Here is a 13198-nt window from a genome sequence, read left to right as displayed (position 1 = left end):
AACCAAGAGGCTTTTAGAGCCCTCCATTTAGAATATTTTTTTATAGGGGAGGGCTTTCCCGAAGAAAGAGAAAGCCCTCTTTACGCTTAACTTAACAGGACCGATTAAGCAGACTGTTTTTTGGTGTTAGATTTCAGCTGCGTATTGCGCAGATATGGTCCTTTTGCACGGATGGTCATGGAGAGAAGGCCCATATTCCCTTTGGTGAAATCACCCAATGGCAGCACGGCATTGCCGTTTGTCCATGCGCAATCTGTCCAGTCTGTATCATACCAACCTTCCGGCTTGTCTGCCTGAAGATGCGTCGTCACGGGATGCAGTTTTTTGGCCGTAATAAAGTATACGTCCGCTACAGCCACACCCATCTGACGTCGATCATCCACAAACGGTCCGATCACATCAGCTGGGCGACTGGCGTGTGAAACAATGCGTACAGACTGCGTATTGGCGGGCAGCATAAAGCTGTAACGCTGGTCTTCCTGCCTTACCGGACGAATAACTGCTCCTGCCTGTGTTACTAGATGGAGATTGGGATCTTCCGTCAATTCGGCCTGCTCTGTTGGCACAGCACACCCAAGCACAGTGTTTTCACGCACCTTCAGCTTGTGAAACAGAGACTCTACAAAGGAGCGCTCGACACACAGCGGAGCCCCGGCATTATCTTCCCAACTTTTGGTATGAATGCGCAAAGCTGCAATTTTGCCTTTCTGACGGAACGCATGACGATTACCTGTATCCAGATAACTTTCAGTCAACATGCCATCGGCTGTGATGACAGAATGCTGATCTGTTTCCACATGATAGTAATCGTAAGAGGTAATGGACTTGTCATAGAAAATTGAAGTACCATTCACCAGCATACGAACGGGCACAAATCTACCTTCAAAGAACAGGCAATGTTCAGACGTAATCAGCATGTCCTTGTAGGGCACACCATCAGAAATGGCATCTTTAAGAACACGTACAGGGTAACCTGCCTCGTCATCCGGTAAGCCAGGACGAACATTTGCATGTGCTTTGCCCACCCATACGACAGGGCGCGTGATGTCCTTGTTGTTTTTCCAATCAAAGGCAACGACTTGATCACCAATCTGGATATCTTCAACCGCTACATCGCCTTCTGAGGTCCGGATCATACTGCCAGACAGGAAACAGACTTCGTAAATCAGAGAGCCATCTTCGGCCGACTCAGAAATATTATATCCTACGCTCCCGGCCCCCTTGATATTAAGAGTAACGGTTTTACCATTCGTGAGGGTCAGAACAGCGTCATCTGTATTGACTGTTACTGCAGTAACGTCAGAAGCTTTCAGTCCTGCCAGCTCAATCCCATCAGAGCTACCTGCAGTACTCCCAGTAAAATCATCAATTTCTGTGCTGACGACAACATCAGATGTCGGATCTGAAGTCAGACCAGAAATAACCAAGCCCGTGTTGTCGTCTCCACCCAAATTGATAACGCCGCCGCCATCTGGATAGATTGTTGCTTTCCCACCATCTTGCAGAGTAACAGTACCGTTTAGCTGGCCGCCACTTTCAATGCTTAATGACCCACCTTGAGAAATTGTCGCACCACTTAAGATACCTTGGGAATGAATGATGATATTCCCGCCATTTTTAGCGGTCGGGTTAATAATTGTGGCACTTGCGTTCGCATATTGGTAGCCACCATTTTCGATTGTGGCATTAATAGAGCTACCGCCAGCCGAGATTGCTTCGAAAGTAGAGTTCTCCTCAGCCCCCGTGCCATCTACCACTGTATTGGTTGTTGTGGCGCCAGCATAAACAACCAGATTGCCGTTCGGATTAATATGTGTGTCTGTCAGAGATGCATTGGACGCAAAGCCGTAACCATTGCTATTGAATGTAGCGCTTGTAATCGTCCCGCCTGTGGCACTCAGAGTGCTTCCATCTTGAAAAGATGCACTCGTAAGTGTGCCACCAGAAATATTTATACCACCATTTCCACCGCTACTAAGATTGCTTCCGCTGCCAGTAATATCCGTAGCAGAGCCGCCATCGTAAAGGTTAACAAAGCCACCTGTATTCAGCTGAAGGCCAGAAACGCTCCCACCGGAAACATCAAAACCCCCGCCATTGTCAGCCGTTACATTGGAAACAACACCACCGGAAACAGTGATAATTCCACTTTGAATGGAACCGCCCACCATGGTTCCGCTATCGTAAACTGTTGCGTAGCCACTGACGATTGTTGCATCGGTGGCCGAACCACCGGCTGATACAATGATATTGGCATTTGAGGTGACAATTTGAGCGGAAATACTGTTGCCGCCCTTGTCTACATACTCCGTACCGCCGCTGGAAACGACATCAGAAGTTGCAGTGCCACCAGCAGAAATATGGACATATCCACCACTGGCAAGCGTTGCAGATGTTAAACTGCCACTAATAACATTGCCACTACTATCAGTTCCACCAACAATAATGCCGCCGCTACCATTTGTTGCGCTTACATGAGAAGCGCTGCCACCAGAGAGAGTGACAATACCACTCTGAACTGTAGTGCTGGTAAGTACGCCGCCCTTATAAACATTTACAGCGCCGGCAGAAACTGTTGTATCAGAAGCAGATCCAGAAAGACTAAATGTAGCATCCGATTCACTAAGCGTGGCAGAAATGCTTGAGCCACCATTGGCAACGTCCAGAACGCCACCTGTGCCAATGGTAGCGTCTGTAGCTGTGCCGCCACTCGAAACCTGGATGGAACCACCAGATGTAGCACTAATAACAGAAACGGTTACGCCATTTTCAATCTGAAGAATGCCACTACTGGTAACCGTGGCATTGGTGACCTGCCCACCCTGAACATCGACGTATGTATTCGCATCAGTTACTGTAACACTGGTTAACGTGCCGCCATCATATACACCGATCCAGCCACCGTTTTCAGCAGTCCAGTTGGCGCCACTGCCACCCTTAGAGAGATAGGCATGACCGTTATTAACTGTCAGATTCGTTGCTGTGCCGGAGACAGTTTCCTGTCCGCCTGCGCCAGCAATATCATGATCAGTTGTACCATCTGAATAGACAATGATGTTTGCGCCGCTTACTGCTGAAGTAAAGCTTGCATTGCCTCCGGATGATACATTCAGTGTTGCTGCTGCACTGGTCGTAGGATCACTACCGGACAGATAGGAACTGACCGCATTCCCCCCATCACAAACATTTATATATCCATTAATCGTAGCGCTGACATGTGTAGCTGTCCCACCTGAGCTAACAAAAAGCCGAGCGCCGCTAACAACTGTGCCACCGTTTAGCTCCGTGGCATTACTACTATTCCCACCAATAGTGGTATCAGACGTAATATCCGTCATATTCTCTACCTTTTATAAATAATTGTTTTTACTGCGCGAATAACTTGCTGAGCAGTAATGAGACGTGTGCATTCAAACTGACGCGGCGTATTTGCATGCCGCGGGCACCACAAAAAATCGTGGTGATCAAAACGCTCTTTCGGATCATTCCAGCAGGAGTTACAGGTGTGCCAGTTGATGATACGGAAAGGCGTTTCGAATTCGGTTATGGGGTGGCTGAAGCCAGCAATCATCACCACAGGGGTTCCTGCAGACCACGCAAGCCAAGACAAGCCAGACCCCAAACCGATAAAGAACGCAGCATGTTTCAGCCAACGCGCGCGTTCTGTCAGAGGGCGACTGCCTGTTTGGTCTTCTGCACCATACGGAATGTGATTCCAGACAATACCCGTGCCATGTACGGTTTTCTGGTCAATGCAGACCACCCGGTATCCTTGGGTTTTCAGCCATTTAATAACTTCGTCCCATCCCGTTGGATTGTTCCAGTATTTGCATTGAGATGATGCCTGAGCTGCAATACAGACATAAGGTTCCTCAATAGGACGGCCCTCATCTGGAAAACTGATTTTTGCTGGTTCTTCCTCGGGAGCCACTCCCAAAATGTAAGCTGCTGTCTTGTGCAAGCCTACCAAACGAAAGTCTGAGGGCTGCCAGTTACACGCAGCATCATCAAAAAAGAGGCCCAGGTAATAAGTGGCATAAGCCTGCTCTGTCAGTTTTTGGGCCCGCACATCATCATGCGTCACAAAATTGATGTGCGGGTAAGCATCCTGAAATAACGGAATCAGAAGCTCGGACATGGCGCATGTTACCTGCGATTGTCGCACCTCAGCAAAACGTGCCGCATACGGCATCCATGCCAACGTATCCCCCAATGTTCCAATAGGAAATACGATGAGTACCTGCTTATCTTTTGAATCGTAAGCGTGGGAGAAAACCTGTATGCTAGTGGTTTTTCCGTCTTCTGAAGTGACATCCTGCCAAACTGTAATGCCAAACCGTACATACCAACGCTTGGATGAGCGAACGAGTGCTTGGTTCAACCCTGCCTGTGCGAACAAAACATTTCCGGTATCCAGATCTGTAAGCTCAACGCGCCAAGTGCCTTCTGTTTCTTCTAGCAAGGGGAGGTGAACCCGGCATCCTTCATTAAAATCAAACCGAATATTCTTGGGGGCTTGCTGCGTGGGAAGTGCTGCGGCCGTGGGATATGGAGGCGCTTGTGTTGTTGTGGGATGACTGGTTACAGTCGTTTTCTCAGTCATGCTTAATGTCACCGATAAATATAATCCGCATAAACATGTTAGTGTAAAAAAAACACACTAATGTCAATAGTTTTCTGACGTATTTTTGCGTATAATTAGAAATGCAATTTCAGATGTAAAAAATTGGAAAGACCCTTTGGCATTGCTTTTTGGTGCAGTCCTCAGTTAAGAAATTAACGAGTGAAACAAAGTGAACGGGTGCAAGGAAAGACGATTTAAGTTTTCATGCCGCTTCAAGATAATTCTAATTGATTTTATTAATCAAACAACATTTGTCTGTCACATATATGTGGTGATTTATCAAAGCGTGAGATCTCTAATAGAGAGTGTACACATCCGCTTTAAAAAAACACGAGCAAACGAAAAACTAGAGCGTGTCGTCAGTTATCCGATCCCACTGGCTCTCCCGCAAACCATATCGTCGCACTCCCATTTCTCCCGGTCCAAAAAACAGGAAGGAAACATCAGAGGTCAAGTGGAAGTACAAGTGTTACGCAACCATATTCCAACTAACGACACGCCCTAAAAGGTTGCTCGATATTACAGTCCACCTTCGGCAAAATATGCCTGTTGGCTGGTATGACAGGGATTGGACGGACTGTACCTGAACTGAAGGGGATGCCGAGCTTTCATTGGGTGATTATCTGATGCATGATAAAATAAAAATTTTGTCCGTTACTGTGCGTGTCGCTGGTCCTTATCAGAAAGCCGAGCCGAAAGCAGTCTCATTGACTGCTCGCTCAGCCTGATAAGCTAAAATTCTAAAGTGTGGTTTCTTCTTTTGAAAAAGGGAAACCAGGCTTTTTTATATTTTTAAGTTCTTAAAAATTTTCACTCATTATGGGAAAATGTCAGAAAAATTGTATTTTTCTGAATAAATTGTATTTTCAGTTTGTTCTTTCATAACTAGAAAATTGTTTCAGTCACTAGAAATTCCTCTGGTGCTCCCGGTATGTAGGCACACTGTGACAGTTCGAATGCTCCGACGGATCACGGCACAGCAGGTGATTGAGCAGTGCAAGAATATCTTGAAACAAAAAGGTAAATGAAAATGAGTGATCCGACTCAAATTACCGAGAATGTAAAAGTTCCCGGACAGGTAAATAGTAGCACTGTTACAAACATAGATAACGTTTATGTATCCGGCAGTAATAGTATTGAAGTCGATGCTGGTGGGACGGCAACAAATGTTAGCGCCATTTCTGGTGGCCACGGTTATGTTTACGGCGGTACAGCTTCAAACTGGACAGCTCAAGATACTGGCTGGATTGGTGTAGATAGCGGCGCTACGCTAAGTGGCCTGACTATAGATGGCGGATATGCCGAGGTTAACAACGGCGCTACCGTTGATACAGCCACAGTTTCCAATCCATCTGCTCTTAACGGAGAAGGCTATCTTATCATCAATAGTGGCACCGTAAACGGTGGTACCGCTACGTCTGGCGGCATGATTGATGCTAAGGGTTCAAGCGCTGTTGCTAACGGTGTTACGGCCAGTTCTGGCGGTAAACTTCTGGCAGAGCAGGGCACTTTTAGCAATGCATCTGTAGGGCAGGGTGGTAATTTCACGCTAAATGGTAGCCCTGCCAGTGCTACAAGTACAGTGGTAAATGGTGGTGAACTTGATGTTGGTGCTGGTGCCAGCGTGGCGTCAACAACCTTGAATTCTATTCCATTTGAATCAAGCGGCGTAATTTCCAATGCAGGTAGTATGCTCAGCACGACGATAAGTGCTGGAAACCTGTGGGTTTTAGCGGGAGGTACGGTGGATGAGACGACACTCGCAAATGGGTCTGCAACCCTTTATGTCGATAGTAATGCGAGTGCTTTTCACACAACCATAAACGGCGGGTCTGCAATTGTTAAAGGTCTTTTGTCCGGCGGAACAATGGGAGACGGTGGATATTTTGATGTAAATGATAACTGGGTTGATGCGGGACAAATAAGAGTTTTTTCAGGTGGTGTTCTTGCCGATATTAGTTCCGCTAAGAATATCACTATTGGGTATGGTGCTTCTGCATATAATATAGAGTTCTCATCTGGAAATAACGATATTAGTGGGGCGTCTATTAATGGCACTGAAGTTTCAGCATATCTTTCCGGTGGTTCCATTATCAACGGGTCACTTGAGGTTGATCGGGGAGGTGTCGTTTCTGGCATACGGGTGTTGGGCACTGACGCCGATAATACAGGTACAATTCAGGTTACTAATGGAACAGTCTATAACGCTGTAACAAGCGGTTACGGCAATCTTACCATAACTAATACAGGCAGTGTTTATAACCTTTCAGCAAATGGCGGTGGGATTACAATGAGTGGTGGCTTCCTGTCTGGAGGTACATTCGAAAATGGTGGCACAATGACTGTATCGGCAGGTACAGTTAGCAATGTTACGCTTGGTAGTGGTGGGCATGGGTTTATAAATGGCGGTACGCAGTGGGTAAAAAGCGGTGTAGCTATAGATACTATTGTTTCTGGCGGCACTCTTAACGTTCAGAGTGGTGGTGTAACATCCGGAACAATGGTGACGGGAGATGGCTCGGGCGATGATTTTGAGGGTGTCGGGGGAAAGGGCTCAGGTACGTCCATTAGTGCAACGATTGGGACGGGGGGTTTCCAGTATATTTATTCTAATGGAACCGCCAGCGCACTCACTGTTGAAAATGGCGGTGCGTCTTATATCACTTCCGGAGGAACATTAAGCGGCGCTACGGTGAGTTCCGGCGGGAAAATTGGGCTTTCTGCTGGTGCAATATTGGCAGGCACACTCTCTCTTCAGAATGGTGGCACAGCAACGATTTATTCCGATGCTGGTGGGACCATTGTCATGGATGGCGACACGAATACTGGTCTGGTTATTTCCGGCCTTACAGAAGGTGGTATTGTTACTACTGTCATTTCTGGCTTTAATGGCACCACTGGTGGAGATTCAGACGGCATTGTACTGGCCGGTATCAAACAAGGTGATGTTCACGACGTTGCCTACGATTCAAATGATCCTAATCAAGTCTGGATTAATCTGACAAATGGCCATGCAATTGGCTTAACTATTGAAGGTGTCTCAAGCCACGGAAATGCTTTGGTTGTTGGTGATAATAATAATCTTGTTTACGAAGTCTGCTTTCTTGCAGGTAGCATGATCCGTACGTCAGAGAGCGATGTGGCAGTCGAAGATCTCCAGATTGGTGATGATGTGATCGCTTTTGACTGGAGAAACAACACGGACGTTATCCGTGAAGTTGTCTGGATTGGTAAAGCGCGTGCGACAGTGCGTCCTGAACTTTCTGATGATGAGGCAGGCTGGCCGGTTCGTATTCTTAAAGACGCCGTTTCTGATGGCGTTCCGTATAAGGATATGCTGATTACGGCTGAACACTGCCTGTTCTTCAAAGACCGTTTTGTGCCTGTTCGGATGCTGGTGAATGGTGCATCAATTTTTTACGATAAGTCCATCACATCCTATGACTACTATCATGTGGAAACAGAGCAGCATTCCGTCATCACCGCGGATGGCATGCTGACCGAAAGTTATCTAGATACAGGCAACCGTTCTTCCTTCCGTCAGGAAGGCACGATCGTGACACTGCGTGGTTCTGTGAAAAGCTGGATTGACGATGCAGGCGCTCCTTTGGAGGTAGACCGGTCTTTTGTGGAATCCTTGTTCCATGCTCTGAAATGGCGTGAAAACAGTGTTGCTGGTTGCCAAATTCCGGCTGAAACTGTTGAGATAACTAACGATCCAGATCTGCATCTGATCACGCAGATGGGTGCTGTAATCCGGCCCATGCGCAGGACGGCTAATCGTTACAGCTTTATGTTACCATCTGAAACGCATTCTGTGCGGATCCTCTCGCGTGCCAGCCGCCCGTCTGACGTCATTGGTCCTTTTGTCGATGATCGTCGTTATATGGGGGTTGCTGTTGCAGAGGTGCAGCTTCAGTGTGCTAAAAAGTTGTGCGATATCACAGCCCACCTTCAGGAAAAGATGCTTGTTGGCTGGCATGACACGGATTGGACAGACTGTGCCTGGACTGATGGGGATGCCGAGCTTCCATTGGGTGATCATCTGACGCATGGCGAAATGGGGATTTTGTCCATTACTGTGCGTGCTGCTGGCCCTTATCATGTCCGCACTAAACAGACTGTCGCGTCCGCATTCAAATCAGCATAATATCGTAGACAACGTAGTCTACGATGGGCTCTCCTTTTGAAAGGAGGGCCTTTTTTACGGTGAGACATTGAGAGGAAAGACATGCGAAGGCAAAGAAATTGATGTCTTAAGTATATGACTGCTGGTAGTCATCCGGCAATGTTAAAAAGTTAGCTTCATGGTAAGTGAAGAGAAGAGCCGTTCGATTTCCTGACGAGCACGACCTTTTTCGGGCCGATGTAATTTATTCCATTGCTGGATACGTTTGGCTCTGGCATCGACCAGTCTGCCAAAACGGGATGAGTGCCAGCCATCAAGTTTCGCTCGATCGGCCTTGGCTGAGAATTTAGTATCGTGAGTTTTCTTGAACTGCTCCAGTGCTGCCTGCTCCTTTTCATTTAGGACGGTTTGAAGAGGATGTGGTGGTTCCGAGCGTAGCCCTACGATATGGAGCAAGGCCTGCACCACAAGGCGCAATAGTCCCAGAAATTCATAGAAAAGCGCATCGGCCTGCTATTTCCGTTTTGCAACGATATAATGGTCAAAGCTTTTTCTAAACTGCCTTTGGTATGGTGCAAGCTGCTTGCGCCATGTCGTTATAGTTTTCTTTCTATCCAGAGTTTTCGAGCTTGCTTCCGAGGCCTTCTGGTCCAAATGGTTTTCTTGATCTCTTTCTGGAAACGGGCCTTTTGGGCACTGATTACACGTACGGGAGACGTGGGACGGAATTGTTCTGTCGGTGGAATATCAATATCGGCCATCTGTTTGAGCCATAGTTCTCTTTGCCATTTGGGCATCTTCGCGTGTTTTATAATGGGTCTTTTTCTGGGGACAGTCTGAGCGTCTGAGGCTTTGGGAATAGGATATTCCTCATAAAAATCCCTGGTTATCTGGAGGATGAGTAAACGGGTGCTCTTGATATCTGTCTCTGGCTTACTGACAGTCAATTGCTTTTCTTCTGCTAGAAGCTTCCTAAACTCCGCCATCCTGACTTTTGTCAGGCGGGTAAAGCTGCCAATCAGTTTTCCATCGCGGGTTTCGATGATATGCGCACCAGGTCCTTTTTCTGCCCGGTCTTCTGCCTGCTTTGAGACAGAAGACTTTCTTAACGGTGGAAATAAAGTTGTTATTTCGAAAAAAGTTTGGGGATGTATAGTGCGGATCGAAGCCGCAAGAAATGTCATATTTCTAAACGAATTCCTGAAGAACGATAGGAATAGGATTTTCTCCGATCTGAATAAGCTCTTTGAATTGCCCGAAGTTTCTTATGAAGTAGGACAGTTTTTAAGTCAGACCCGGACAATCCATTTCAGTCTCAGCCATGATCTTGTTGTTCATCAACCAATTTTCTGACAGCATCAATGCGATCCTGACAGTATTTTGCGAGGATATTGGCGCGCTTCACAAGCGGTTCAATCGCATCAACGTCAGGGATTTTACCCTGTTCCGGCTTGAGGGCAGCTGCGATCCGCTGCAATTCTGCATAAGCGTCTGCAAATTTTGTTGGCGGTTCGTTTCCAGTGTTAATCGGGCTTTGTTGCATCTGATTCATTTTTATATCTTCTTTGCTTGAAGTGGTTGAAGGGTGATGGAGCCGTCTCGAAGATCGGCGCTCACAATTTTTGCATTGACAACGTCTTGTACATGCGTCATCGGACAACCGTCTTCGTTTCGGAGTATTGCGTAACCGGCGGCCACTACAGTACGAGGATCTAGAGCGGCGGCAATAGTTTGTGCTGCAGTAATCCCGCCTTTGAGTTGCTCAATATATTGTAGGGCATTTTCGAGAATTTTATATTTTATTTCTCTCACTAATGGCGGGACACATGTGATTGCTGTTGTGAGGTGTTCTTGCGTGTTGTTTCGATTCACATGGAGATGCCATTCGGCCATTTTTGCTGAAGTGCGAACAGAGTCTGTAATGCTGCTTGTGGTGTTATCCAGCGCAACAGCTATTTGGCTGATTTCTGCAGCAGGAGCTGAATAAATAGAGCTTAGCTGGGTTTGCATATCTCTTTCGACGGTTACAAGTGCATGCGTTGCTGTGCCACGGACTGTTTCTCCAATCTGTGCAAGTAAGGACTCTGCTTGGCTGAGAGTTCCTGCTGGCAAGCGGGTTATGTTTCCCTTGAGAGAGAGTATAGCTTCGCCCGTGAGGCGCATCTGGTCGTATGTCGTACCCTGAATATAGCGGGTCATGCGGTCGAGGCTTGTGGTCGCTTCGCCAATAATCCGTAAAGGTGCTGTTAGAGCGAGTTCGATACATTGGCGAAGACCACGGTCTGCATGATGGATCTGTGTTCCTGCGTCAGATGTAATTCGCGCAACTGCGGCGAGAATGTCTTTACTGGCCTTGTTTTGTGTTGCTTCGGCATTCATAGCAATCTGGCGACTGATCTTAGCCACTTCCTGTCCTGACATCTCTGTTAACATCCGTACTGCTCGCGCATGATAATCAGAGATTTTACGAAGTTTTTCGTCTACAACGCGCGCGGTTTCACGGACATCTATCAAGGCTTGGGTTTGAAGCTCTGAAATATTAGTCGCATGTTTCTCGGCAATAGAAGATGTATTGAAGATGATATCCCGGTAAGAGCGATCAGCAATTAGCCCTGCGTTGCAGACTGTCGTACGAATATACTCAGCGACTTTGGATGGTGTATCGCAGGGGATGCAGGCAACCTCATCCAGTAAGGTGCGATCTCGTTGATGTCCGATACCCGTCATGATGGGTACTGGCATGTGACAAAGTGCGCGGGTCAGATTGTAATCGACCAGCCATGCTAGATCGCTTGATGCGCCTCCACCTCGGATGAGGGCCACTGCGCAATATTTCCCAGCTTTTGCGAGGGGGAATATCTTCCGGAGTACGGAAATAATGCCCTCTGGCGCATTGGCCGTCTGAAAAGATGTTTCGTAATAGTCAAAGGTGACAAGATTGACGCGCGCGAGGATATCGGCGGAAGCTCTAAAATCACCTTGCCCAGCGGCTCCGGGAGGGGAGATGACTGCAACACGTTCAAAATCAGTTGGGCGTGAGACTGAGCGATTTTTATCCCACAGTTTCTCTTGCACGAGGCGCTGGCGAATTGCGTCCATACGTGTCTTCAAATCGCCGAGTGTATAGCTCGGATCAATATCGATAACTTGTACCTGAAAACCATAGGCGGCTTGGAGATCAGCGCGCAGACGAACTAAAACCTTAATTCCTGTGGTAACGGAGAGCCCACTTTTAGCAAAGCTTTGTTGAATCTTTTCGTAAACCGCCGGAAAGCAGCCCCCTTGTGCTTTTGCGATTTGTCTACCTTGAGCGTCATGCTCAATGAATTCCATGCGAACAAATTTTGCACTGGGCGTAAGGCCATGCAGTTCGCAGCGAACCCAAGCATCTGGCTGGGTTCGTAAGAGTGCCTGAAGGTCATTAAGGTATGTTTGGAGTGAGACGCCATCATTGCGGACGCTCTCATGAATAACTGTCATCCTGTTTTCATTACCAAAAATTTTCAGGCTGTATGCAACTTACCAGCATTTTTTACGATCGTTAAGAAGCAATGTAGTGCAATTCAATTATCAATTAAGGTTTCGAAATTAAAATACTTTTCTAAAATTATGGAACATTTTTTATTTTAGTAAACTGGATAATTTGCCTGATATTGGCTGTCTTGGTAGTCGTTGGAGTTGAACCCACCAGTAGCGATACCAAAAAAGTATCTGATCAGAAACAGAATGCTTCAAAGGAACAATTATTTAAAAGAGATAATTTTTACACACTATAGGTCCTGTCAAGGCTTGATCCAATCTGCTGTGGCAGCGATGTGAATAATCGCCTTGCGGTGCGATGCGTGACTTCAACAATCAGATCGTCTGACAGAAATCGTTCCAGATAGATGTAAGCCGCTTTTAGAGATAACCCCAGTTCGTCTGAGAGGCGCGTTGCAGATATCAGTGGGTATGCGGCAAGGATATCTATGACCTTATCGGCACGCGATGTGCTTCTCTGGGCACCTGATTGCAAGCGTGCGTGACGCCAGCTTCGTTCGAGTGCACGCGTACGGTTTTCTACGGCCGTCATTTCATCATACAGACAGTTGAGGAAGCACGGGATCCATTCTGATGGTTCCCAAGGTGCATCCGCTATAAAAGCTCTGGCGCCAACAAGGGGAAGCGGAAAATGAAGGATATCCGTACGTCGCCAATGTCGGATCAAGGCTGCGCGCATCGGGGCACGGGCATGACCAGCTTCTACCCAGGCATGAAATGCAGTAGCAGCGCCAAGAAGAGGGCCTGAGGCCTTGCTGTGTTCAGAAAGCCACCCCAAGGCGCTCTCTATCGCGTTGCGTTGTGCTTCATCTGGCTTAACGAGCCATTGGTATTGTGCAAAAGCAGCATGTGCCGCATCAACAGAGGACCCCCGCTCAAAGACATCAGAGCCGAGAGGTACCACT

Annotated in this window: 8 protein-coding genes; 1 reads left to right on the top strand and 7 read right to left on the bottom strand. The window is 47.2% G+C overall.

The features are described from left to right. Positions 1-104: 104 nt before the first annotated feature. The gene (locus EOV40_RS14615; protein ID WP_128106466.1) at positions 105-3338 is read right to left on the bottom strand and encodes a Hint domain-containing protein; all 3234 of its coding nucleotides are present in this window, start codon (positions 3336-3338) and stop codon (positions 105-107) included. Between the two features lie 5 nt (positions 3339-3343). Continuing rightward, a complete protein-coding gene (locus tag EOV40_RS14610) occupies positions 3344-4603 on the bottom strand; it encodes an autotransporter strand-loop-strand O-heptosyltransferase (RefSeq protein ID WP_128106465.1) in 1260 nt (419 codons plus the stop codon). A 1051-nt stretch (positions 4604-5654) separates the two neighbouring features. Here EOV40_RS14610 and EOV40_RS14605 point away from each other — a divergent pair. Next, the gene (locus tag EOV40_RS14605) at positions 5655-8774 is read left to right on the top strand and encodes a Hint domain-containing protein (protein ID WP_244297069.1); all 3120 of its coding nucleotides are present in this window, start codon (positions 5655-5657) and stop codon (positions 8772-8774) included. Between the two features lie 141 nt (positions 8775-8915). On the opposite strand, the gene EOV40_RS14600 is transcribed toward EOV40_RS14605, so the two are convergent. The 5 genes from EOV40_RS14600 to EOV40_RS14580 all read right to left on the bottom strand — a co-directional run bounded on the left by EOV40_RS14600 (position 8916) and on the right by EOV40_RS14580 (position 13197). Beyond that, entirely contained in the window at positions 8916-9221 is a 306-nt protein-coding gene (locus EOV40_RS14600; RefSeq protein ID WP_128106464.1) for a hypothetical protein, read from the bottom strand. Positions 9222-9349: 128 nt separating this feature from the next. Next, positions 9350-9937: a hypothetical protein gene (locus EOV40_RS14595; RefSeq protein WP_128106463.1), complete on the bottom strand. Its 588-nt coding sequence runs from the start codon at positions 9935-9937 to the stop codon at positions 9350-9352. Between the two features lie 131 nt (positions 9938-10068). Further along, positions 10069-10305 carry an exodeoxyribonuclease VII small subunit gene (locus EOV40_RS14590; protein ID WP_128106462.1) on the bottom strand — a complete coding sequence of 79 codons (237 nt, stop codon included), beginning with the start codon at positions 10303-10305 and terminating at the stop codon, positions 10069-10071. Between the two features lie 2 nt (positions 10306-10307). Continuing rightward, entirely contained in the window at positions 10308-12233 is a 1926-nt protein-coding gene (locus tag EOV40_RS14585) for an exodeoxyribonuclease VII large subunit (protein WP_128106461.1), read from the bottom strand. A 283-nt stretch (positions 12234-12516) separates the two neighbouring features. Further along, positions 12517-13197, bottom strand: coding sequence for a hypothetical protein (locus EOV40_RS14580; protein ID WP_244297068.1), 681 nt, complete (start codon positions 13195-13197; stop codon positions 12517-12519). Position 13198 lies beyond the last annotated feature (1 nt).

It is taken from the genome of Acetobacter oryzoeni, assembly GCF_004014775.2.
In the GTDB taxonomy this organism is placed as follows: Bacteria; Pseudomonadota; Alphaproteobacteria; order Acetobacterales; family Acetobacteraceae; genus Acetobacter; species Acetobacter oryzoeni.
Note: the sequence above shows the minus strand (reverse complement) of the source record. Positions and strands in the feature narration are given on the sequence as shown.